Origin of the sequence: Mycobacterium sp. GA-1199, assembly GCF_001500045.1 — a bacterium.
GTDB lineage: Bacteria > Actinomycetota > Actinomycetes > Mycobacteriales > Mycobacteriaceae > Mycobacterium.
In genome coordinates this window covers 1-22,037 of the sequence record NZ_LQIX01000012.1, presented here as the reverse complement: position 1 = coordinate 22,037, position 22,037 = coordinate 1, and the positions used below count along the sequence as shown (strand labels likewise).

Sequence of the window (22,037 nt, the reverse complement as noted above, 5' to 3'; positions counted from 1 at the left end):
CCGCTGCCCCTTCAACCATCTTCCAGACGGCACCGACAAATCCAGCGTTTTTTGGATGACGCCTTCGTTACGAGGCCCCGCCCCGGGCTACTGGCCGAGGGTGTTCTGCATCGCGCCGGCCAGTGCATTCACCGCCGGGCCACCGTTGCCGGACTGACAGACCTTCGCCTGCAGCAGGACGTTCTCGCGCTTGCGAGTGGTGGTGAAGCAGCGCCGGTCCGTGCCCGCCTCCTGTTTGACCCAATCGGCGTCGGTGGCCGTGGTGGGCCCGCCGGTGAAGGTCCACACCTGGGTCGTGAAGTTGTCCAGGTGCATCGCGGTGGTCTGCCCGTTGCAGCCGACCGTGCGGTCGACGACGCGTCGGAAGGCCCGGTCGGCGGCGTCGGTCGTCGCGAACACCCCGACCGCTTGTTTGACCAGATGCGTCGCATCCGTCGGCGACTCCTGGGTCACCGCGCCGTTGAACGATGCGAGATCGGGGTCGGCGTAGACGTCGGGCAGGCCGATGTCGGCCCAGTTGTTGCACGCAGGAAGCTCGACCGAGAAGGTCTGCACCGGTTCGGTGAACAACGACTCGAATCGCATTGTGGCGCCGACGATGTTGCCCACCGAACCCTTCGGCAGCACGGCGTAGTTGACCACGCCGGGATCCGACGGGCGCGCTGCGGCGGGGCCGGCGGGCGCCATGACCGAGAGCCCGATGGCCACGCAGACGCCCGCCGCGGCGACCGCCCGCACCGGTCAGACCTTCGCGGACAACTTGACTTCGATGTTGCCGCGGGTGGCCTTCGAGTACGGGCAGAAGTCGTGTGCCTTCGCCATCAGGTCGTCGGCCACGCTCTGCTCGAGGCCGGGCAGGTAGCCGATCAGGTGTGCCGTGAGCCCGAACCCGCCCTCGGAGTCCGGTCCGAAGCCGACCTGTGCGGTGATCGAGGTGGCTTCGTCGATGTCGATCTTGTTGTTGCGGGCCTGCAGCCGCAGTGCGCCGAGGAAGCACGCCGCGTAACCCGACGAGAACAGCAGTTCTGGGTTGACGCCCTCACCGCTGCCGCCGAGCTCCTTGGGCGGGCGGGTGTCGAGATCGATCTTGCCGTCGGAGGAACGGACGTGGCCGTCACGGCCGCCTCCGGACGCGGTGGACTCTGCCGTGTACTTGACCTCAATGCTCATGGGCTCGATCATGCCAGCCCACTCACATTCGGCAAGACGCCCGTCCCACACCGGGTATCGGCGCTGGTGTGCACTCAGATCGCCGATTCGGCTGATTCGCGGCCGATTATCGATCTGAGTGCACACCAGACGGGGGATGGCTTTACGGACGGGACGGCGCCGTCGTGGTCGGAGCCTCGGGGGACTGCGGCGGCTGGAACCGCGGCCCGTCGGCGCCCGGCCCGAAGGGCGGTCGCTGACCCGGCCCGCCCGGCATCATCGGGCCTCCCGGCGGCGGCCCCCGATGGAACACTGCGACGTCGCGGTCGTGGCCGCCGTGATGGCCGCCGCGCTGGTGGCCTCCCGAGTGCGCACCGAGGATGAAACCGGAGAAGAAGATCACGGCGACGATGAACACGACCCCGGCGGCGATGCCGACCCAGGCGGCAGCGGCGCCGAGCTTGGAGCGGCGCGGGCCGACGGGGTCATGGTGAGGTGCTGCGACCACGGGGGTGGTGGCGGGTTCGGATGGTGTTTCAGTCATGGCAGCCATCATGCGAGCCGTTTCGATGAGCCCGTCATGTGGCACCTATGAGCCGGCTGTGAAAGTGGCCGTCGGTCCCGGCCGATTGACACCGCTCAGGCCGCAGAATAGTTTCGACTACACGCGTTGTCATTGCCGGAAGGGAAGCCGAGAGACCATGCAGCGCCCGATCCCGACGCGTCACCCCGAGCGGCCTCGCCCCGTCCCGGCCGGCATCCGCGTCATCGCCAAGGCGCTGGCCATCGGCGAGCCCACACCGGCGCAGTGGCGCAGGCTGGGTGAGCGGCTGACCGTCGGAGACGAACCGATGGACCGCCTCGTCGAGTGGATGTCGGGCGCCGGCGTGAAGCAGACCCGCCCGTTGTTCGATCGAGCGCTCACCTATGGAATCGACGCGGTTCCCGACGCCCCGGAACCGTTGCGCGAATTCTTCACGGGCGTGGAGCAGCTGCCCGACTGGGCCGACCCGGTGAAGTTGCGCCGCGGTGCGCAGGCGCTGCGTCGCGGCGGCGCCGACGGCATGTACGTCGCACGTGACGTATCGCTTCTCGGCGGCTACCAGTTCTCAGGTTTCAACAAGACACTGTTGCGCACCGGCGCCCTGGAGAAGGGTTCGAACAAGCGCTTCGCCGAGACGATGCAGTGGGCGATGGACGTCATCTCCGACGGTGGTCTCGAGCGCCTGGGCGCCGGTTACCGGTCCACCCTTCGGGTTCGGCTGATCCACGGACTGGTGCGCCGCCACGTCGGAGCGATGCCCGACTGGCGCGTCGATGACTGGGGCGTCCCGATCAACCAGACCGATATGGCGGCGACGCTGATCGGCGCGCTGGTCGCGCCGGCCGTCGGCGTCGTGGGGATGGGAATCGTGTTGCGGCCGAAGGACTGTGACGCCGTCGCACACTTGACCCGCTACGTCGGATGGTTGATGGGCGTGGAGGACGAGTGGCTGCCGCGCGGGTTCCGCGACAGCATTCGGGTCCTCTATCACACCCTGGGCGCGCTCGCCGAACCCGACGAGTCGTCGAAGCTGCTCGCGGCTCCGATGGCCGACGACCCGATGATCTGGCACTACGAGACGATGCCCGCGATCCGGCGTCGTATCGCACGCGCGCAGCATCTTTCGGTCACCAGCGGCTTCCTCGGGCCGCGCACGATGCGCGCACTGGGCCTGCGCCCCCATCTGCCGTGGTATCCCGTGCTGCGGCTACCGGTGAACCTGACCCGCAGTGTGGCCGCGGTCGCCCTGCCCGGCGGTATCGCGAAGGCAACCGCCCGCGGCGACCGCGAGCACCAGGTGTTGATGCGCACGATCATCGGTGACGGCGGCGCCACGATCGGCGAATCGGCCGAACACGTCAGCACCGTCGCCTGACTACGGCTTGAACGGGTTGACCGCGAATTGGATCACCCGGTAAGGCGACCCGCCGCGCGGTCCGGTGTTCCACTGACTGACGAACACCCGCACCTCGTCGAGCGTCGATCCCGGTGAGATGTAGCCGCCGTACGGTTGGGCCAGGCGGTTGCTCTCGGGAGGTCCGAGGTGGTCGACGGGATCCGGCCATTCGGAGGCCACGACGACGGTCGTCACCGGCGCCGCGCCCAGCCCGGTGGGGGCGTTGGCCACCCGCATCTCCATGTTCCCGGTGGTGGCGTTGAAATACGACAGCACGGTTTTCCCGTCGATCTGGCGGATGCTCATCTCGCCGACCGCGTCCGGCCACAGCGGTGTCGGCGGACTGCCCCACCCGGAATCTGCCGACCACCCTTGCCAACTCGACCGGTCCTCGAACTCCTGCGGCGTGGCCCGGTACAGCTCCAGCGGCGCGCTGCGGTCGAAGTTGTTGGCCACGATGTACACCCACCCGGTTTCGGAGTCGGCGCGCGGGATCGGGTCGTAGTAGCCGCTGATCTGCGACTGCCTGCCCTCGGCATAGGAGGCGGCGCGCTCAGAGTCCGGCAGCGTGGGCCAATTCCCCTGTGCCGGTTTGGCTTTCACCAGCCGTGAACTCTGCGGATCAAGCTCCCGCACGGTGGTGACCATCAGGTAGTTCTGCCGGTTGATCTGGACGACACCGGCCGGCAGTTGCGACATGCCAGGTGGCGTCGGATCGGCCAGCAGCGGACGGTCGGTTCCGGTCACACCGTCGTAGCGCACGCCGCCCGGGTCGTCGATCGACTCCGTCTCGACGTGCAATGCGATCGGCGAGAACCATCCCCCGTAGCCGACTCCCTGCCCGGCGAAACTGTCGCCGCACACCTGGAGGATGCCGCTGGGGAACTCCATGAACTCGCACAGATCCGTGGCCCCGATACCGTAATCGCGTGTCGGAGTTCCGGTTCCGGCCGTCGGACCGATCCTGATCACCTGCCCGGGCGCCAGCGGAGGCAACACGGGATCGGGGATCGGCGCGGGCTGGGCGGCGGCCAACGGTACCGCGACGAAACCCAATGCCGAGACCGACGAAATGGCTGAAAGCAGTCGCGATTTCCCGCCAAAACGTCGGTCCCGACGCAAATCAGCCCCGGGCCAGCAGCTCGGCGATCTGAATCGTGTTGAGTGCCGCGCCCTTGCGAAGGTTGTCGCCGGACACGAACAGCGCCAGCCCGCGCCCGTCAGGCACGCCGGGATCCTGCCGGATCCGGCCGACCAGCGAGTCGTCCACCCCCGCCGCAGCCAACGGTGTCGGCACGTCGACCAGCGTCACGCCCGGCGCCGCGCCCAACAACTCCGTGGCCCGCTGCACCGAAAGCGGTTGGGAGAATTCAACGTTCAGCGACAACGAATGCCCCGTGTACACCGGGACCCGCACGCAGGTACCGCTCACCGCCAGATCCGGGATGCCCAGGATCTTTCGGGTCTCGTTGCGCAACTTCTGGTCCTCGTCGGTTTCACCGGAGTCGTCGTCGACATACGACCCGGCCAGCGGGACCACGTTGAACGCGATCGGCGCGACGTACTTCGAGGGCGCCGGGAAGTCGACCGCGGAACCGTCGGCCACCAGATCCCGGCTGTTGTTCACGACCGCGCTGGACTGGCCGAACAACTCCTCCACCCCGGCGACGCCGCTTCCCGACACCGCCTGATAGGTCGAGGCGATCATGCGCACCAGGCCCGCTTCGTCGTGCAGCGGCTTGAGCACCGGCATCGCGGCCATCGTCGTGCAGTTCGGGTTCGCGATGATGCCCTTCTTGAGGGTGACGCCCCGCACGTCGCGTGCGAAGTTCACCTCGCTGACCACCAGCGGAACGTCGGGGTCCTTACGCCAGGCCGACGAGTTGTCGACCACGATCGCACCGGCTTCGGCGAACCGCGGCGCCTGCACGCGCGACATCGTCGCGCCGGCGGAGAACAACGCGATGTCCAGGCCCGAGGGATCGGCGGTCGCGGCGTCCTCGACCTCGATCTCCTGCCCCCGGAAGGGAAGCTTCCGACCCTGCGAGCGCGCTGAGGCGAAGAACCGCACACCGGTGGCCGGAAAGTCGCGGTCCTCCAACAGCGTTCGCATCACCTGGCCGACCTGACCGGTCGCCCCAACCACACCGATGTTGACCATTTAACGGCCCGTCCCCGCGTAGACGATGGCGTCCTGGTCACCGCCGAGCCCAAAAGCCTCGTGGAGCGCGGCGACTGCCTTGTCCAGGTCGGTGTCCTTGACCAGCACCGAGATCCGGATCTCCGAAGTGGAGATCAGGTCGATGTTCACCCCGACCTCGGCCAGCGTCTCGCAGAATTTGGCGGTCACTCCGGGATGGCTCTTCATGCCGGCGCCCACCAGCGACACCTTGCCGATGTGGTCGTCGTAGAGCACACCGGTGAAACCGATCTCGCCCTGCAGCGAGGTCAGCTTCTGCACCGCGGCCGGGCCGTTGTCCCGCGGGCAGGTGAACGTGATGTCGGTCTTGCCGTCCTCGACCTTGGAGATGTTCTGCAACACCATGTCGATGTTGATGTCGGCGTCGGCGACGGCGCGGAACACCTTGGCGGCATAACCCGGCACGTCCGGGATACCGACGACGGTGACCTTGGCCTCGCTGCGGTCGTGTGCGACTCCGGTCAGGATGGCATCTTCCACGGGTATGTCCTCCATCGATCCGGTCACCAGGGTGCCGGGGTTGTCCGAGTATGACGAGCGCACGCGAATCGGCACGTCGTAGCGCCGGGCGTACTCCACGCAGCGCAGCATCAGCACCTTGGCGCCGCAGGCGGCCATCTCGAGCATCTCCTCGAAGCTGACCTGCTCGAGGTGGTGCGCGTTGGGCACGATCCGCGGGTCCGCAGTGAAGATGCCGTCGACGTCGGTGTAGATCTCGCAGACGTCGGCCTTCAGCGCCGCGGCCAACGCCACGGCGGTGGTGTCCGACCCGCCGCGCCCCAACGTGGTGACGTCCCTGCTGTCCTGGCTGACCCCCTGGAACCCGGCGACCAGGACGATGACGCCCTCGTCGAGCGCGTCCCGCAACCGGCCGGGGGTGACGTCGATGATCTTCGCGTTGCCGTGGATTCCGGTGGTGATCACGCCGGCCTGGGAACCGGTGAACGAGCGGGCCTGCGCGCCGAGCGAGTGGATGGCCATCGCGACCAGCGCATTGGAAATCCGCTCACCGGCTGTCAGCAGCATGTCCATCTCGCGCGGCGGCGGCGCCGGGCACACCTGGTTGGCCAGGTCGAGCAGCTCGTCGGTGGTGTCGCCCATCGCCGAGACGACCACGACCACGTCGTTGCCCTGCTTGCGCGTCTCGACAATCCGCTCGGCCACGCGTCGGATCCGCTCGGCATCGGCCACCGAGGATCCGCCGTACTTCTGCACGACGAGCGCCACTGATCAAGCCTTTCAAGTGCTGGGAAGGATCCCAATAAGGATAAGGGCTGCGCGCATCCGATTTCTTTCCCCCGTGGTGGGCCGGCGGGAACCCGCGACGATCAGGCAACTCCGAGGAACGGGAACGGGTCGGCTTCCTCGAACTTCGCGCTGGCATCACCGGCGTAGATCGTCTTCTCGCCCTCGCCGAGCGGCAGCCGCAGCGTCGGGCCGCCCGGCGAGAAGTCGAGGTTGCCCAGCTCGACCCAGAACGTGTTCGGCGAGAGCGCCGACTCGAAGAAGTAGCGCAACGCCTTGTGGTCGACGACCGTGCGCCAGCGGGTGGTCGAGATGTTCGGCTCGTCGGGCGTGGAGATCCCGTACGGCACCGACGCGTTGCGCACGACGCTGAACACCGTCGCGGCGGCCAGCAGCGGATCGTCGGTCTTGGGGACCGCGTCGATGTAGAACGACGCCCGCACGAACCGGTCCGCGGCACGGTTGGTCCCCGGCAGCATCACGGTGCCGCCGATCTGCTTCCAGTACTCGCTGATCGCCAGCTGCTTGTCGAAGGTCGGTGAGTTCGTCATCACGCGGTATTGGCTTCCGTGGTGAATGACCTGCTCACCGTCGATGTACTCGACGATCGCGCTGTCGCCGCCGGCATCCGACATCGCCAGGTGCAGCGTCGCCATCCGCTCCTCGCCGGGGACCTGGGCGGTGGCCACCCGCAGCGGGGTCGCGGTCAGCGCCGCCACGGCCTCGCCAACCGTCGCGAAGTTGTCGAGCACGTACTGGCCCCACAGCGCCAACGAGACCGCGGGACCCGCGGCGGTTTCGGCGGGATACACCGATTCGGCCAGCCACAGCAGATTGACCACGAGTCCGGCCTCGTTCACGCCATCGGTTGTGCTGATGTCGTAGCCGGTCGCGACCACGCTGCCGTACTTCGACGTCCACTCCGTCGAGCCGGTGCCGGCCTGACCGGTTCGGTGGACGCCCCGCGGTAGCGCCCACAGATTCGTTTGGATCTCCGACTTCCAGTCCATGGAGCGGCCGGTGATGTTGCGATTCTCGGTTCCGAGGTAGACGACGCGGGTGCACACGACACGCATCGTATGAGGCGCTCAGTTCGCGCAGGCCTCGGACAGCTCGGCGAGCTTGCGCCGCAGTTGGGTGTCGAGCGCCGACATCTCGTAGTAGATCTGTGGTGCCGGTGCGCCGGGAGCCCTGTTCTGCGTCTCCGCGCGCGCCTGGGGCAACTTCTGGACGAACAGGCCGGCGAGGTCGGCGACTTCGACGGCGGTGAACCGCAGCTCGGGGGTGTCGATCTTGCGGGCGCGCTCGGAGAGGCCGTCGGCCCATTCGCGGTACGCCAGCTCCTCGGCCGCGGTCGGCGGACCCTCGGCGCCCTCGCTCTTGGAGCTGATCAAGTCGTTCTGCTGCTGGTTGTATTCGAGGAAATCGAGGACCGGACGGCATTCTTCGGGCGGTTGCTGCAGTTGGCTGTAGACCAGTGCCACGATCACGATCACCACGACGGCGATCGCCACCCACCACCGCCGATCAAGAGACTTCACCGCCGCAACTCTAGCCAGCGCCACAACTCGGCGAGCGATCACTGTTGTAAAGTCCGGTGCCCCAAACCGTACCTAGCTGCGCGCTCGCGCCAGCGCAGTGGTTTGGTGACGCGCGCGGCCCGGAGTACAGTGTTCGACGTGCAGCGGGTGCTCCTTCTCGGCAGCCGCGACGGGGTCTGATCGGACCGGCTTCCCGTCGCGGGTGTTCGCGATGCGCCGGTCGAGTTCCCCTTCAAACTCCCGGAGCAATACCGTGACCACGTTCTCGAAACCATCACCCGATTCCCCCGACGCGTTCTCCTCAGTCCGTCAGATCACCAAACCTTCGGGTCCGCCCCATCCCGGCCAGCCGGCGTGGAACACCCAGCGCGGTTCGGCGATGCCGATCAACCGGTACCGCAGTTTCGCCGACGAGGTCGAGAACATCACGCTGCCCGACCGCACCTGGCCGGACAGGGTCATCGACTCGGCGCCGATGTGGTGCGCGGTCGACCTGCGCGACGGCAACCAGGCGCTGATCGACCCGATGAGCCCGCAGCGCAAGCGCCGCATGTTCGACCTGCTGGTGCGTATGGGCTACAAAGAGATCGAGGTCGGCTTCCCGTCGGCCAGCCAGACCGACTTCGACTTCGTCCGCGAGATCATCACCGAAGGCGTCATCCCCGACGACGTCACCATCCAGGTGCTGACGCAGTGCCGCCCGGAGCTGATCGAGCGGACGTTTGAGGCCTGTGAAGGTGCGCCGCGCGCGATCGTGCACTTCTACAACTCCACGTCGATCCTGCAGCGGCGGGTGGTGTTCCGCGCCGACCGCGACGCGGTCAAGGCGATCGCCACCGACGGCGCGCGGATGTGCGTGGAGGAGGCCAAGAAGTATCCCGGCACCCAGTGGCGGTTCGAGTACTCGCCGGAGTCCTACACGGGCACCGAACTGGAGTATGCGGTCGACGTGTGCAACGCCGTCGCCGAGATCATCGAGCCGACGCCCGACGTGCCGCTGATCGTCAACCTGCCCGCGACCGTCGAGATGGCGACCCCGAACGTCTACGCCGACTCGATCGAGTGGATGCACCGGCATCTGAGTCCTCGCGACAGCATCATCTTGAGCCTGCATCCGCACAACGATCGCGGAACCGCCGTCGCCGCAGCAGAATTGGGCTATCAGGCCGGTGCCGACCGGATCGAGGGCTGCCTGTTCGGCAATGGGGAGCGCACCGGGAACGTCTGCCTGGTGACGCTGGGGCTGAACCTGTTCTCGCGCGGCGTCGACCCGCAGATCGACTTCTCCAACATCGACGAGATCCGCCGCACCGTCGAGTACTGCAATCAGCTGCCGGTGCACGAACGCCACCCGTACGGCGGCGATCTGGTCTACACCGCGTTCTCGGGCAGCCACCAGGACGCCATCAACAAGGGCCTGGACCAGATGAAGGTCGATGCCGACGCCGCGGACAAGGACGTCGACGACATCCTTTGGCAGGTGCCGTATCTGCCGATCGACCCGAAGGACGTCGGTCGCACGTACGAGGCCGTCATCCGGGTGAACTCGCAGTCCGGCAAGGGCGGCGTCGCCTACATCATGAAGGCCGATCACGGTCTGGCACTTCCGCGACGGCTGCAGATCGAGTTCAGCCAGGCGATCCAGAAGATCACCGACGGCGAGGGCGGCGAGGTGTCCCCGAAGGAGATGTGGGACGTCTTCGCCGAGGAGTATCTGGCGCCGATCCGCCCACTCGAGCGCATCCGCCAGAAGGTGACGGCCGCGGAGGTCGACGGTGGCACCGACACCATCGAGGCGGTGGTGAAGGTCGACGGTGTCGAGCGCGAGATCGTCGGCGCGGGCAACGGTCCGCTCGCCGCGTTCGTCGATGCGTTGGGCGCCATCGGTTTTGACGTTTCGGTGCTCGACTACTCCGAGCACGCGCTCTCAGCGGGTGAGGAGGCGCAAGCCGCGGCCTACGTCGAGGCGTCGATCGGCGGAACCACCGTATGGGGTGTCGGCATCGCGACCTCGATCACCACCGCATCGCTGCGCGCGGTGGTCTCGGCGGTCAACCGGGCGTCGCGCTGACCCTCACTCGCGTCGGGGTGAGTCGACGAGCGACATCCAGAAGATGACCGCGAGGAGACCCAGGATCGCCAGCGCGGACACCAGATCGAACCACTGGAACGTGATCGGTGAACCGTCGATCGAGATCACAAGGACCGTTCGATGCGATGGTCTGCCATTCAGAACAGTGCGAACTGGTCGCCGGCGAGCGTGGTGTCGGTGAACTCCTCGACGCCGGTGCCGCCGACGACGCTGTCGATCGCGCGCATGAATTCCGCGTCGCCGACCAGCGGGACACCCAGCTCCCCGGCGTGGTAACCCTTGCCCTGGGCCGGATGGGCGTCGTTGCAGAGCACCAGCGAGGTCTCGGCGTCCACGGTGTCGGTGTAGGCCAGCCCGGCGTGCAGGATCCGCTCGATGAGCTCTTCGTGGGTGCGTTCAAGCTCGGCCGACAGGGCGATCCGCATGCCCTGCACCAGCGGTCGCCCGGTGACGTATCGGCCCGGATTGAGGTAGGGGCACGGCAAGCGGGAGGCCACCGCCTTGAGTGGGCGCAGCTCGTCGTGGGTGACCACACCGTTGGGCCAGCGTCTTCGGGATACCGGGTGCACCGGTAGCCAGACCCGGCGTTCCCGCGCGCGTACGAGCGCCGGCTTGAGGATCTGGGCGAGCACGAGGGCGTCGTCGAGGGCGTCGTGCGGCCGGATCTGGCTGATGCCCCAGTTCGCGGCGAGCGTTTCCAGCCGCAGGTTCTCGGTGCCCAGGTCCAGCCTGCGCGCCAGTTCGACGGTGCACATCACGGTGTCGGTGGGCAGCTCGCGGTTGACCAATTCGGTTTCGGCGGCCAGGAACGAGTAATCGAAGCCGACGTTGTGCGCGACCAGCGTGCGGCAATCGAGCAACTCGACGAGATGGTCGACGATGTCGGCGAAGGTGGGTTGGCCCTCCAACATGTCGGCCGTCAGACCGTGTACATGGGTCGGGCCCGGATCGACACCGGGGTTCAGCAGCGTGTACAGGCTCTTCTCGACGTTGCCGTCGTCGCCTAGGGCGAGCGCGGCGATGCTGACGATGCGGGCCTGGCCCGGTCGGAAGCCCGAGGTCTCCACGTCGACGACCGCCCAGCCTTCTCCGGCATGCTCTGCCGGCCGGCCCCAGCGGGGCCGATTCTCGGCGTCAGAGCCGCTCGGCCGGTGACCTCCGGTGTCCGTTGGGCCCACTTCGTCAGGATCGCACGGTGCTGTGACAAAGCCGGGACCTCGCCGAATCGCCTGCCAGCGTGTCGGCTACCTAAACTGCCGGGGTGGTCACGACACGTGGACGGCTCGCCCTCGCGGCCGGTGCGGGCGCCCGCTGGGCGTCGCGGGTCACCGGGCGCGGTGCGGGGGCGATGATCGGCGGGCTGGTCGCGCTGGCGCTCGACAAGTCCCTGCTGCGCCAGCTCGGCGCGGACCGTGACACCGTGGTGGTCACCGGGACCAACGGCAAGTCGACGACGACCAGGATGATCGCGGCGGCGCTGCGCACAATCGGACCGGTCGCCACCAACGACACCGGCGCGAACATGGACGCCGGGCTGGTGGCCGCGCTGGCCGGTGCGCGGCAGGCGCCCCTGGCCGCCCTCGAGGTCGACGAAATGCACGTCCCACACGTGGCCGAAGCGGTCGACCCTGAGGTGATCGTGCTGCTGAACCTGTCGCGCGATCAACTGGACCGCGTCGGCGAGATCAACCACATCGAACGCACCCTGCGCGCCGGACTGGCTCGTCACCCGTCGGCCGTCGTGGTCGCCAACTGTGACGACGTGCTGATGACCTCGGCCGCATACGACAGCCCCAACGTGGTGTGGGTGGCCGCGGGCGGCAGCTGGGCCAACGATTCGGTCAGCTGCCCCCGCTCCGGTGAGATCATCCTGCGCGACGGCGGCAAGAGCCGCGACTGGCGTTCCACCGGAACCGATTTCAAGCGTCCCAGCCCGCACTGGTGGTTCGATGACACCAATATCTATGGCCCGGACGGGTTTTCGCTGCCGATGACGCTGTCGCTGCCCGGCGCCGTCAACCGCGGCAACGCCGCGCAGGCCGTGGCGGCGGCGGTCGCGATGGGCGCCGATCCGGCGGAGGCGGTGGCAGCGGTGTCGGGTGTCGACGAGGTCGCCGGGCGCTACCGCACCGTGCGACTCGGCGAGCACACCGCGCGGGTGCTGTTGGCGAAGAACCCGGCAGGCTGGCAGGAAGCCTTGTCGATGGTCGACAAACACGGTGCGGGCGTGGTGATCTCGGTCAACGGCCAGGTGCCCGACGGTGAAGACCTGTCCTGGTTGTGGGACGTCCGCTTCGAGCACTTCGAGGACACCCACGTGGTGGCGGCAGGCGAGCGAGGCACCGACCTGGCAGTGCGCTTGGGCTACGCGGGCGTCGAGCACACGCTGGTGCATGACACGCTCGCCGCGATCGCCTCGTGTCCGCCCGGGCACGTTGAGGTGATCGCCAACTACACCGCTTTTCTGCAGCTGAACAGGCGGCTGCCCGATGCGTGAGTCGGCGGTGCGTATCGGGTTGGTGTTGCCCGACGTGATGGGAACCTACGGTGACGGGGGCAATTCCGTCGTGCTGCGACAACGCCTGCGGCTGCGGGGTTTCGACGCCGAGATCGTGGAGATCACGTTGGACGATCCGGTGCCGTCGGAGCTGGACCTGTACACGCTCGGGGGCGCCGAGGACTATGCCCAACGCCTGGCCACCAAGCACCTGCTGCGGTATCCCGGTTTGCAACAGGCGGCGGCGCGGGGAGCGCCGGTGCTGGCGATCTGCGCGGCCATCCAGGTGCTGGGGCACTGGTACGAGACTTCGTCGGGCGAACGCGTGGACGGCGTGGGCCTGCTCGATGTCACGACCTCACCGCAGGGCAAGCGCACGATCGGCGAGGTGGTGTCCCAGCCGTTGCTGACCGGCCTATCGCAGCGGCTGACGGGATTCGAAAACCACCGCGGTGGGACCGTTCTCGGCGCAGACGCGCGGCCCCTTGCCAAGGTGATCAAGGGTGCGGGGAATCGCGACGGAGACGGTTTCGACGGCGCGGTGCAGGGCAGCGTCATCGCCACCTATCTGCACGGACCGTGCCTGGCCCGCAACCCGGAGCTGGCCGACCACCTGTTGAGCCGGGTGGTCGGTGACCTGCCGCCACTGCACCTCGACGAGGTGGAGCAGTTGCGGCGCGAACGCCTGGCCGCGCCCCGACGGGTCTGAGACAACTTCCGCGGCGCGGAGTTACAGGCCGAGGTCGCGCAGGAACTCCGGCTTGTACGCCTCGAGGATCACATAGCGCGGATCCGGAGTCGGCACCTCCGGCGCATCGTCGGGCACCTCTTCACCGCTGACAGGGTCCACCCACTCCTGGCTCGCGGCGTCCCACCGGCTGACCGTGTACTGCGCGTCGACGCCGTCGTCGGCCACCAACGTGCGCACCGTGCGCTCGGCCTCCTGCGCGTCGGCCAAGGTGGCGGTGTACAGCTGGATGCGCTCGCCGTCGCGGGTCACCGTCACCCGCGATCCGAGCCGCTCGCGCGCGTCGTTGTCCAGATCAAGGGTGCGCAGCTTCTCCCAGAACGAGAGATGCTGCTCGCTGCCGAGCTCGACCTCGACCTTGAACTCGTCCGGCATGGATGTCCTTTCTCGGCTATGCCATCGCGCGTCGGCCGGCCAGTGCGCGGCCGAGCGTCAGCTCATCGGCGAACTCCAGGTCTCCACCCATCGGCAGACCAGACGCGATCCGTGTGACCGTCAGCCCCGGGATGTCGCGCAGCATGCGCACGAGGTAGGTCGCCGTCGCCTCGCCTTCGGTGTTGGGGTCGGTCGCGATGATCACCTCGGTGATGTCCACCCCGTCCACCCGCTCGCCGATCCTGTTGAGCAGCTCACGGATTCGCAGCTGTTCGGGCCCGACGCCGGACAGCGGATCCAGCGCGCCGCCCAGCACGTGGTAGCGCCCGCGGAACTCGCGGGTGCGCTCGACGGCCTGTACGTCTTTCGGCTCTTCGACCACGCAGACCAGTGCGGCGTCGCGCCGGGGATCGCTGCAGATGCGGCAGCGGTCGTCGTCGGAGACGTTGCCGCACACCGCGCAGAACTTCACCCCGTCGCGCACCTTGTTCAGCACGGCGGTCAACCGGTCGATGTCGGGCGGCTCCACCGACAGCAGGTGAAAGGCGATCCGCTGAGCGCTCTTCGGCCCGATGCCGGGCAGCTTGCCGAGCTCGTCGATCAGATCCTGGACGGGTCCCTCGAACAATTACATTCCCGGGATACCGAGATTGCCCATGCCGCCCGCGAGCGGCCCAAGCCGGTCGTGGGCGAGGATGGTGACCTGCTTGGCGGCGTCGGAGATGGCGCCGACCACGAGATCCTGCAGGGTCTCGATGTCCTCGGGATCGACGACCTTCGGGTCGATCGACACGGCCACCACCTCGCCGCTGCCCCTCATCGTGACCTGCACCAGACCGCCGCCGGCCTGACCGTGCACCTGGGCGTTGGCCAGCGCCTCCTGCGCCTCCATCAGCTGCTGCTGCACCTGCTGGGCCTGCGCGAGCAGCGCGGACATATCGGGTTGGCCTTGCGGTTGCATGAGTGGTCCCCTTGCGTCTTGGTTGCGGTCCGGTCTCGACTTGGTTTCTGTCCTCGGCTCGCGGCCGTTTGAGCTTTCAGCGTAGTCGTCGTTGCGGTTACGGTGACGGCCGTGCCTGCCCGCCTGCGTGTCGGCGCCACGAGAGCATTGCGCGGCTGTGCCGCGGTGGCGACCGGACTTCTCGTCGCCGCATCGACGCTCGTCAACCCCGCCTTCGAGGCCGAGGCCGCGCCCGCGAACATCGCGGGCAAGATCGTGTTCCTCGACCCGGGACACAACGGCGCCAACGACGCCTCGATCAGCAAACAGGTGCCCACCGGCCGCGGCGGCACCAAGGACTGCCAGGCCAGCGGCACTTCCACCGACGACGGTTACGCCGAGCACACGTTCGCCTGGGAGACCACGCTGCGCGTTCGCCAGGCCCTGCACGCGCTGGGCGTGCGCACCGCCATGTCGCGCGGCGACGACACCGGCCTGGGCCCGTGCGTCGACGAGCGCGCCGCGCTGGCCAACTCGATCAAACCCAACGCGATCGTGAGCATCCACGCCGACGGCGGCCCGCCGACCGGGCGCGGTTTTCACGTCCTGTACTCGTCCCCGCCGCTCAACGACGCGCAGGCGGGGCCGTCTCCCCGATTCGCGGGGATCATGCGCGACCAGTTGCAGGCATCCGGTTTCGTGCCGTCGACCTACATCGGCTCGGGCGGCCTCAACCCGCGGTCGGACATCGCGGGCCTGAACCTCGCCCAGTACCCGTCGATCCTGGTGGAGCTGGGCAACATGAAGAACCCGGTCGATTCGGCGTTGATGAAGACGCCGGAGGGGCGGCAGAAGTACGCCGACGCCGTGGTGCGCGGCATCGCGGGGTTCCTGGGGTCGACGTAGTCCCGACCTGCCTCTAACGGGTTGATCGCGTGCACCAGGTGCTTGCGATCAACCGCTTAGCGAGGTCATCCCTCGAGATGCTTCTTGAGGTTCTCCAGCACCTCGGACTGGATCTTGCGCAGCCCCAGCGGCGCGAACGTCTTCTCGAAGAAGCCGCCGATCCCGCCCGCACCCTGCCAGGACGTCTTGACCGTCACCGAGGATCCGGGACCGGCGGGTGCGACGGTCCAGTTGGTGATCATCGAGGAGTTGGCGTCCTTTTCGATGACCGTGTGACCGGCCACGTCGATCTCGGCTTTGACGTCGCGGACCCGCGACTTGGTCGCCTGCAGCTTCCAGGTGGCCACAGTGCCCGCTCCCTGTCCGCCCTCGAGCACCTGGTAGTCGCTGTAGTGCGGCGACAGGATCTTCGGTCGCACGTTCGCGTAGTCCGCGATGGCCGACAACACCGTCTCCGGCGCAGTGTCGATCAGGACGGTGCTCGATGCACTGACCTGTCCCATCGGTGCACGCTCCTCGGTAGAAGTTCTATGCGGTCGCATCGCCTGCGACCTCGGACTAGCGTATATCCGTGTCTGTTGCCCGAACCGACGCACGTGCTCTTCATGCCGCGGGCGTGCAGCGGCTACTGAGCAGCTATCGTGCGATTCCGCCCGATGCCACCGTTCGCCTGGCCAAGCCCACGTCGAACCTGTTCCGCCCGCGGGCCAAAACCACCGCGAAGGGCCTGGACGTCTCGGGGTTGACCGGTGTCATCGCCGTGGACCCCGAGGCGCGCACCGCCGACGTGGCCGGTATGTGCACGTACGAAGATCTTGTCGCCGCGACGTTGCCACACGGCTTGTCGCCGTTGGTGGTACCGCAGCTGAAGACGATCACGCTCGGCGGGGCGGTCACCGGGCTCGGCATCGAGTCGACGTCGTTCCGGAACGGGCTTCCACACGAGTCGGTACTGGAGATGGACATCCTCACCGGCACCGGCGACGTCGTCACCGCGTCACCGGACCAGAACACCGACTTGTATCGAACATTCCCGAATTCGTATGGCACATTGGGCTATTCGGTTCGGTTGAAGATCGAGCTGGAAACCGTGAAGCCGTTCGTCGCGCTGCGCCACCTGCGGTTCAACAGCATCGAGGACCTCGTCGCCGCCATGGACGGCATCGTCGAGACGCGCGGCTACGAGGGCGCTCCCGTCGACTATCTCGACGGTGTGGTGTTCTCCGCCGACGAGGCCTACCTGACACTCGGATTCAAGACCACCACACCCGGACCCGTCAGCGACTACACCGGCCAGCACATCTACTACCGCTCGATTCAGCACGCGGGGGACAACGGCGCTCAGAAGCACGACCGTCTGACGATCCACGACTACCTGTGGCGGTGGGACACCGACTGGTTCTGGTGCTCACGGGCGTTCGGCGTCCAGAACCCGCGGATTCGCCGGTGGTGGCCCCGTCGGTACCGGCGCTCCAGCTTCTACTGGAAGCTGGTCGCGCTCGACCAGCGGTTCGACATCGCCGATCGGATCGAGCAGCGTAACGGGCGGCCGCCGCGCGAACGCGTCGTGCAGGACGTCGAAGTGCCGATCGAACGAGTCACCGAATTCCTGCACTGGTTTCTCGACAATGTGCCGATCGAGCCGATCTGGTTGTGCCCGTTACGACTTCGCGACGACGCCGGCGCAGACGGCGCGTGGCCCCTGTATCCGCTTCGGCCGAACCACACCTACGTCAACGTCGGGTTCTGGTCGTCGGTGCCGGTCGGCCCCAGCGAAGGACACACCAACATGTTGATCGAACGCAAGGTCAGCGAACTCGACGGTCACAAGTCGTTGTATTCGGATTCGTTCTACAGCCGCGAAGAGTTCGACGATCTGTACGGCGGCGAGACATACAAGATAGTGAAAAAGGCATACGATCCAGATTCACGGCTGCTCGATCTCTATGCGAAGGCGGTGCAGAGACGATGACGACTTTCAAGGAACACGCGGCGCAGGCACCGGCGGGAAAGCTCACGCTGGCCGAGATTTTGGAGATCTTCGCGGGCGGAAACCTGCCGCTGCGCTTCAGCGCCTACGACGGAAGCACAGCCGGACCCGAAGACGCCCCGCTCGGCATGGAGCTGCTGACGCCGCGCGGCACGACGTATCTGGCAACTGCGCTTGGGGATCTGGGGCTGGCGCGCGCTTACGTATCGGGCGATCTGGCGACGCACGGTGTGCATCCGGGGGATCCTTATGAGCTGCTCAAGGCGCTCGCCGACAAGATGGACTTCAAACGTCCGCCCGCGCGGGTGCTCGCCCAGATCGTGCGCTCCATCGGCATCGAGCACCTCAAGCCGATCGCGCCGCCCCCGCAGGAGGCGCTGCCGCGGTGGCGTCGGATCGCGGAAGGACTGCGCCACAGCAAGACTCGTGATGCCGAGGCGATTCATCACCACTACGACGTCTCCAACACGTTCTACGAGTGGGTGCTCGGCCCGTCGATGACCTACACGTGCGCGTGCTATCCGCACAGCGGGTCGACGCTGGAGGAGGCGCAGGAGAACAAGTACCGGCTGGTGTTCGAGAAGCTGCGCCTCAAACCGGGCGACCGCCTGCTCGACGTGGGCTGCGGGTGGGGCGGCATGGTGCGCTATGCCGCACGGCACGGCGTCAAGGCGCTCGGGGTCACGCTGTCGAAGGAGCAGGCGTCCTGGGCGCGGGAGGCGATCGCCCGCGACGGGCTCGGAGATCTCGCCGAGGTGCGCCACGGCGACTACCGCGATGTGCGCGAGTCCGATTTCGACGCGGTGTCGTCGATAGGGCTGACCGAGCACATCGGCGTGCACAACTACCCCGCCTACTTCGATTTCCTCCAGTCGAAGATGCGTCACGGCGCACTGCTGCTCAACCACTGCATCACCCGACCGGACAACCGGACCGGTTCCACCGCCGGGGGCTTCATCGACCGGTACGTCTTCCCCGACGGGGAGCTCACCGGTTCCGGGCGCATCATCACCGAGGCGCAGGATGTCGGCCTGGAGGTGGTTCACGAGGAGAACCTGCGCCACCACTACGCGCTGACGCTGCGCGACTGGTGTCGCAACCTGGTGGAGCACTGGGACGACGCCGTCGCCGAGGTCGGGCTGGCGACGGCCAAGGTGTGGGGTCTGTACATGGCCGGCTCGCGCCTGGGCTTCGAGACGAATGTCGTTCAGCTGCACCAGGTTCTGGCGGTCAGGCTGGATCGTGACGGCTACGACGGCGGCCTGCCGCTGCGGCCGTGGTGGACGCCGTAGTGGACGTCTCAGCCTCAGCCGTCGATACGCCGGGCGCCCAACTCGTTCTGCAGTAGCTCGAGCGCGGCTTCCTCGGGATCGCGGCGCGGCGTGTCCGAGGTGTCGCTGCCGGCCTCGGCCAGCATCGCCTCCTCGTCGTCGTCGTGCGGAGGCGGAGGCGGCGCGGCCGGAACCGGTTCCTTCGGCGGCGGCGGTGCCGCGGCCGGACCCGCCTCGCAGCGGATCTTCCAGTTCACCCCGAGGGCGTCCTTCAACGCTTCGCGGATGACGTCGGCGTTGCGCTGTTCGCTCAATCGCTTGGCCAGCGGCGCCGAGTCGTGGCTGAGCACCAGTGTGTCGCCCTCGACCGCGCGCACGATCGCACCCGACAACATCACCTCGGTGGTGCGGCTGCGCTCGCGCACCTTGTCCCGCACCGTCGACCACATGCTGCGCACCGCGGCGGCGTTCGGCTCACCCGTCACCGCGGCAGGGGGCGGTGCCTCGACCACCGGATCGGACGGCGGCCGCACCGGGGGCGGCGACGGCGGTTTGCTCTCGGCCACGGGCGCTGTCGGCGTGGACTCGGGCTTGGGTACGGGCTTGCTTTCGGCCTGGGGCTCTGGCTTCGGTTCGGGCTGGGGTTGGGGCCGCGGCTCGCTGCGCGGCGGCGCGGGCGGCGACTCGGCCGCCGACGTTTCGGTCTTACTCCTGCGGGCGTACTGCTTTGGCGGCCCGCTCACCTGAGGCGCTGCGCCCTCTCCGGCCGGAATCGACATGTCCAGGCGCGTCTCGATGCGCTCGATCCGTTGCAGTAGAGCCGATTCCGTGTCACTGGCCGATGGCAGCAGCAGCCGCGCGCACACCACTTCCAGCAGCAGCCGGGGTGCCGTGGCCCCGCGCATCTCGCCGAGGCCGGCGTGCACCACTTCGGCGTAGCGGGTCAGTGTCGCGGTGCCGATGCGCGTGGCCTGCTCGCGCATCCGGTCGAGCACATCCTCGGGCCCGTCGACCACTCCGCGCGCCGCGGCGTCGGGTACCGACTGCAGGATGATCAGGTCGCGGAACCGCTCCAACAAATCGGTCGCGAACCGTCGCGGGTCGTGACCGGCGTCGATCACCGCCTCGACCACCCCGAAGAGCGCGGCGCCGTCCCCGGCGGCCAGCGCGTCGATCGCGTCGTCGATGAGCGCCACATCCGTCGCACCCAGCAGTGCCAGTGCCCGCGTGTAGTTGACGTGGTTGCCTTCGGCACCGGCGAGCAACTGGTCGAGCACCGACAGGGTGTCGCGGGGCGACCCGCCGCCGGCGCGGATCACCAGCGGGTACACCGCGTCGTCGACGGTGACGTTCTCCTGCTCGCAGATGCCCTCCAGCAGCGTGCGCATGGTGCGAGGTGCCAGCAGTCGGAACGGGTAGTGGTGTGTGCGCGAGCGGATGGTCGGCAGCACCTTCTCCGGTTCGGTGGTCGCGAACACGAAGATGAGGTGTTCGGGCGGTTCCTCGACGATCTTCAGCAGCGCGTTGAACCCTGCCGTGGTGACCATGTGCGCTTCGTCGACGATGAAGATTCGGTACCGCGACTGCGCAGGGGCGTAGAACGCGCGGTCACGCAACTCGCGGGTGTCGTCGACACCGCCGTGGCTGGCGGCGTCGAGTTCGACGACGTCGACGCTTCCGGGCCCGTTCGGCGCGAGCGCCACGCAGGAATCGCACACTCCGCACGGCGTGGCCGTCGGGCCCTGCGCACAGTTCAGCGATCGCGCCAGGATGCGTGCCGACGAGGTCTTGCCACACCCGCGCGGACCGGAGAACAGGTACGCGTGGTTGATCCGGCCCGACGTCAGCGCCGTCGACAGGGGCTCGGTGACATGTTCCTGGCCGACGACTTCGGCGAACGTCGCGGGCCGGTACTTGCGGTAGAGCGCCACGGTCAGCAGGCTACCGGCGCGGTGTGACGGCTGGGCGGGCCAGCCCTGTCTCGCTGGATTGTGCATCTGACGACGGTTTGGACGCTCTAAGCGTCGTCAGGTGCACAAACGGTGGCGACCCTGTGGATGACTCGCGATCCCAGCCGTGATCCGTCGGTCCCCGCATGCACCGTACGAGCATGACCGAACTGCCATGGCCGTTCGTCGGGAGCGAAGCATTGGCCACCGGCGCAATCTCCGAGCGTGTGATGCGCCGCCTGTACGCCCCGATGTATCCGGGTATCTACGTCCCACGTGACGCCACGGTATCGGCGCGCGATCGCGCGCAGGCAGCATGGCTGTGGTCGAAGCGGCGCGGAATCGTCGCGGGCCTGTCGGCAGCGGCGGTCTTGGGCACCAAGTACATCGACGGGTCGGAGCCCGCTGAACTCATCCACGACAACCGCAGGGCGCCAACCAAACTCGTCGTGCGGATAGAACGCGTACTACCGAACGAACTCCTGACCATGACCGCGATGCGTGTGACGACTCCGGCACGCACGGCGTTCGACCTCGGTCGCCATCTCGAAGACCGGACCGTCGCAGTGCAGCGTCTCGACGCTCTGGCCAACGCCACCAGCCTTAAACACGTCGACGTGGAGGCGGTGATCGCCGCGCAGGCGGGCGCCCGCGGCATTCCTCGGCTCAGACGCGTGCTTCCGCTGATGGACGCCGGTGCGGAATCCCCGCAGGAGACGGTGGCCCGGCTGGCGCTGATCGACGCGGGGCTTCCGGCGCCGCAGACGCAGGTTCGCGTATTCGACGAGTACAGGCAGTTCCTCGCCCGGCTCGACATGGCGTATGAGGACTTCAAGGTCGGTATCGAATACGACGGCCCGCAACACTGGACCGATCCGAGCGCGAGGCAGCGCGACATCGACAAGCAGTTCGCCTTGACCGAACTCGACTGGGTGATCATCCGGGTTAGCAGAGACCTGCTGCGCTACCGGCGCGCCACCTATGTGGCGAGGGTCGAGAGCGCGTTGCGCGCACGCGGGCTTCGGTTGTGAATCTGGCGACGGTTTTTCGCCGCGGATTCATACGGTCAGTGCAACATCTGTTGTGATTGGAGTTGCGCTATGCCGAGTCCGTTCGGAGTTTCGGTTCGTCGAGATTTCTTTGATCGTGTCTGTCTGGGATCGACTGTTGGAGATGCCGCCCGGGGTGCGGGTG

23 protein-coding genes are annotated in these 22,037 nt (G+C 67.6%); 8 read left to right on the top strand and 15 right to left on the bottom strand.

Going from position 1 to position 22,037, the window contains the following annotated elements:
* Positions 1 to 87 precede the first annotated feature (87 nt).
* The 3 genes from AU198_RS09100 to AU198_RS09090 form a co-directional block, all read right to left on the bottom strand.
* Entirely contained in the window at positions 88 to 687 is a 600-nt protein-coding gene (locus AU198_RS09100) for a sensor domain-containing protein (protein ID WP_064348167.1), read from the bottom strand.
* A 54-nt stretch (positions 688 to 741) separates the two neighbouring features.
* Positions 742 to 1,170: an organic hydroperoxide resistance protein gene (locus AU198_RS09095; RefSeq protein WP_174523802.1), complete on the bottom strand. Its 429-nt coding sequence runs from the start codon at positions 1,168 to 1,170 to the stop codon at positions 742 to 744.
* Positions 1,171 to 1,312: 142 nt separating this feature from the next.
* Positions 1,313 to 1,693, bottom strand: coding sequence for a hypothetical protein (locus tag AU198_RS09090; protein ID WP_082690970.1), 381 nt, complete (start codon positions 1,691 to 1,693; stop codon positions 1,313 to 1,315).
* A gap of 157 nt (positions 1,694 to 1,850) precedes the next feature.
* On the opposite strand from AU198_RS09090, the gene AU198_RS09085 reads away from it, so the two are divergent.
* Complete coding sequence (locus tag AU198_RS09085; RefSeq protein ID WP_064347763.1) at positions 1,851 to 3,068, top strand: oxygenase MpaB family protein; 1,218 nt, start codon at positions 1,851 to 1,853, stop codon at positions 3,066 to 3,068.
* Here AU198_RS09085 and AU198_RS09080 read toward each other — a convergent pair whose 3' ends face one another.
* From AU198_RS09080 to AU198_RS09060, 5 genes are all read right to left on the bottom strand, one after another.
* Positions 3,069 to 4,145 carry a DUF4185 domain-containing protein gene (locus tag AU198_RS09080; protein WP_231744616.1) on the bottom strand — a complete coding sequence of 359 codons (1,077 nt, stop codon included), beginning with the start codon at positions 4,143 to 4,145 and terminating at the stop codon, positions 3,069 to 3,071.
* Positions 4,146 to 4,212: 67 nt separating this feature from the next.
* A complete protein-coding gene (locus AU198_RS09075; RefSeq protein WP_064347762.1) occupies positions 4,213 to 5,250 on the bottom strand; it encodes an aspartate-semialdehyde dehydrogenase in 1,038 nt (345 codons plus the stop codon).
* On the bottom strand, positions 5,251 to 6,516 hold the full coding sequence (locus AU198_RS09070; protein WP_064347761.1) for an aspartate kinase: 1,266 nt from the start codon (positions 6,514 to 6,516) through the stop codon (positions 5,251 to 5,253).
* Between the two features lie 101 nt (positions 6,517 to 6,617).
* Positions 6,618 to 7,601: a linear amide C-N hydrolase gene (locus tag AU198_RS09065; protein ID WP_064348165.1), complete on the bottom strand. Its 984-nt coding sequence runs from the start codon at positions 7,599 to 7,601 to the stop codon at positions 6,618 to 6,620.
* Positions 7,602 to 7,622: 21 nt separating this feature from the next.
* On the bottom strand, positions 7,623 to 8,075 hold the full coding sequence (locus AU198_RS09060) for a hypothetical protein (RefSeq protein WP_231744615.1): 453 nt from the start codon (positions 8,073 to 8,075) through the stop codon (positions 7,623 to 7,625).
* A gap of 211 nt (positions 8,076 to 8,286) precedes the next feature.
* Between AU198_RS09060 and leuA the strand changes: the two genes are divergently transcribed.
* Positions 8,287 to 10,146: a 2-isopropylmalate synthase gene (gene leuA, locus AU198_RS09050; protein WP_231744614.1), complete on the top strand. Its 1,860-nt coding sequence runs from the start codon at positions 8,287 to 8,289 to the stop codon at positions 10,144 to 10,146.
* A 3-nt stretch (positions 10,147 to 10,149) separates the two neighbouring features.
* Here the strand turns inward: leuA and AU198_RS26800 are convergent, their stop codons facing one another.
* On the bottom strand, positions 10,150 to 10,275 hold the full coding sequence (locus tag AU198_RS26800; protein WP_286141447.1) for a hypothetical protein: 126 nt from the start codon (positions 10,273 to 10,275) through the stop codon (positions 10,150 to 10,152).
* Positions 10,276 to 10,304: 29 nt separating this feature from the next.
* Positions 10,305 to 11,345 carry a DEDDh family exonuclease gene (locus AU198_RS09045; RefSeq protein ID WP_064347755.1) on the bottom strand — a complete coding sequence of 347 codons (1,041 nt, stop codon included), beginning with the start codon at positions 11,343 to 11,345 and terminating at the stop codon, positions 10,305 to 10,307.
* A gap of 83 nt (positions 11,346 to 11,428) precedes the next feature.
* Here AU198_RS09045 and AU198_RS09040 point away from each other — a divergent pair, with 83 nt between their 5' ends.
* Positions 11,429 to 12,664, top strand: coding sequence for a Mur ligase family protein (locus AU198_RS09040; protein ID WP_064347753.1), 1,236 nt, complete (start codon positions 11,429 to 11,431; stop codon positions 12,662 to 12,664).
* Entirely contained in the window at positions 12,657 to 13,373 is a 717-nt protein-coding gene (locus AU198_RS09035; protein WP_064347752.1) for a type 1 glutamine amidotransferase, read from the top strand. The genes AU198_RS09040 and AU198_RS09035 overlap by 8 nt, the downstream gene beginning before the upstream one ends.
* 21 nt (positions 13,374 to 13,394) lie before the next feature.
* On the opposite strand, the gene AU198_RS09030 is transcribed toward AU198_RS09035, so the two are convergent.
* From AU198_RS09030 to AU198_RS09020, 3 genes are read right to left on the bottom strand one after another with little or no spacing between them, the layout of a single operon-like run.
* Positions 13,395 to 13,787, bottom strand: coding sequence for a hypothetical protein (locus AU198_RS09030; protein WP_064347751.1), 393 nt, complete (start codon positions 13,785 to 13,787; stop codon positions 13,395 to 13,397).
* A 16-nt stretch (positions 13,788 to 13,803) separates the two neighbouring features.
* Positions 13,804 to 14,415 (bottom strand): recombination mediator RecR, encoded by a 612-nt coding sequence (gene recR, locus AU198_RS09025; protein WP_064347750.1) that lies wholly within the window; start codon positions 14,413 to 14,415, stop codon positions 13,804 to 13,806.
* Positions 14,416 to 14,748 carry a YbaB/EbfC family nucleoid-associated protein gene (locus AU198_RS09020; protein ID WP_064347748.1) on the bottom strand — a complete coding sequence of 111 codons (333 nt, stop codon included), beginning with the start codon at positions 14,746 to 14,748 and terminating at the stop codon, positions 14,416 to 14,418.
* Positions 14,749 to 14,859: 111 nt separating this feature from the next.
* Here AU198_RS09020 and AU198_RS09015 point away from each other — a divergent pair, with 111 nt between their 5' ends.
* Positions 14,860 to 15,633 carry an Rv3717 family N-acetylmuramoyl-L-alanine amidase gene (locus AU198_RS09015; protein ID WP_064348164.1) on the top strand — a complete coding sequence of 258 codons (774 nt, stop codon included), beginning with the start codon at positions 14,860 to 14,862 and terminating at the stop codon, positions 15,631 to 15,633.
* 65 nt (positions 15,634 to 15,698) lie between these two features.
* On the opposite strand, the gene AU198_RS09010 is transcribed toward AU198_RS09015, so the two are convergent.
* Positions 15,699 to 16,136: an SRPBCC family protein gene (locus tag AU198_RS09010; RefSeq protein WP_064347745.1), complete on the bottom strand. Its 438-nt coding sequence runs from the start codon at positions 16,134 to 16,136 to the stop codon at positions 15,699 to 15,701.
* Between the two features lie 68 nt (positions 16,137 to 16,204).
* Here AU198_RS09010 and AU198_RS09005 point away from each other — a divergent pair, with 68 nt between their 5' ends.
* Both AU198_RS09005 and AU198_RS09000 read left to right on the top strand, forming a co-directional pair.
* Positions 16,205 to 17,605 (top strand): FAD-binding oxidoreductase, encoded by a 1,401-nt coding sequence (locus AU198_RS09005; protein WP_064347743.1) that lies wholly within the window; start codon positions 16,205 to 16,207, stop codon positions 17,603 to 17,605.
* Complete coding sequence (locus AU198_RS09000; protein WP_064347741.1) at positions 17,602 to 18,915, top strand: class I SAM-dependent methyltransferase; 1,314 nt, start codon at positions 17,602 to 17,604, stop codon at positions 18,913 to 18,915. Before AU198_RS09005 ends, AU198_RS09000 begins: the two co-directional genes overlap by 4 nt.
* 14 nt (positions 18,916 to 18,929) lie before the next feature.
* Here AU198_RS09000 and AU198_RS08995 read toward each other — a convergent pair whose 3' ends face one another.
* Positions 18,930 to 20,825 (bottom strand): DNA polymerase III subunits gamma/tau, encoded by a 1,896-nt coding sequence (locus tag AU198_RS08995; protein ID WP_064348163.1) that lies wholly within the window; start codon positions 20,823 to 20,825, stop codon positions 18,930 to 18,932.
* A gap of 179 nt (positions 20,826 to 21,004) precedes the next feature.
* Here AU198_RS08995 and AU198_RS08990 point away from each other — a divergent pair, with 179 nt between their 5' ends.
* A complete protein-coding gene (locus AU198_RS08990) occupies positions 21,005 to 21,874 on the top strand; it encodes a type IV toxin-antitoxin system AbiEi family antitoxin (protein WP_064347739.1) in 870 nt (289 codons plus the stop codon).
* The last annotated feature ends 163 nt before the right edge of the window (positions 21,875 to 22,037 follow it).

What these genes read in the sequence shown, in the direction of transcription:
- AU198_RS09000 (WP_064347741.1), top strand. Translation starts at nt 17,602, where the DNA reads ATGACGACTTTCAAGGAACACGCGGCGCAGGCACCGGCGGGAAAGCTC.
- AU198_RS09090 (WP_082690970.1), bottom strand. Translation starts at nt 1,693, where the DNA reads ATGACTGAAACACCATCCGAACCCGCCACCACCCCCGTGGTCGCAGCA.
- AU198_RS09030 (WP_064347751.1), bottom strand. Translation starts at nt 13,787, where the DNA reads ATGCCGGACGAGTTCAAGGTCGAGGTCGAGCTCGGCAGCGAGCAGCAT.
- AU198_RS09035 (WP_064347752.1), top strand. Translation starts at nt 12,657, where the DNA reads ATGCGTGAGTCGGCGGTGCGTATCGGGTTGGTGTTGCCCGACGTGATG.
- AU198_RS09020 (WP_064347748.1), bottom strand. Translation starts at nt 14,748, where the DNA reads ATGCAACCGCAAGGCCAACCCGATATGTCCGCGCTGCTCGCGCAGGCC.
- AU198_RS09085 (WP_064347763.1), top strand. Translation starts at nt 1,851, where the DNA reads ATGCAGCGCCCGATCCCGACGCGTCACCCCGAGCGGCCTCGCCCCGTC.
- AU198_RS08990 (WP_064347739.1), top strand. Translation starts at nt 21,005, where the DNA reads ATGACCGAACTGCCATGGCCGTTCGTCGGGAGCGAAGCATTGGCCACC.
- AU198_RS09075 (WP_064347762.1), bottom strand. Translation starts at nt 5,250, where the DNA reads ATGGTCAACATCGGTGTGGTTGGGGCGACCGGTCAGGTCGGCCAGGTG.
- leuA (WP_231744614.1), top strand. Translation starts at nt 8,287, where the DNA reads ATGCGCCGGTCGAGTTCCCCTTCAAACTCCCGGAGCAATACCGTGACC.
- AU198_RS09010 (WP_064347745.1), bottom strand. Translation starts at nt 16,136, where the DNA reads ATGGGACAGGTCAGTGCATCGAGCACCGTCCTGATCGACACTGCGCCG.
- AU198_RS09100 (WP_064348167.1), bottom strand. Translation starts at nt 687, where the DNA reads ATGGCGCCCGCCGGCCCCGCCGCAGCGCGCCCGTCGGATCCCGGCGTG.
- AU198_RS09095 (WP_174523802.1), bottom strand. Translation starts at nt 1,170, where the DNA reads ATGAGCATTGAGGTCAAGTACACGGCAGAGTCCACCGCGTCCGGAGGC.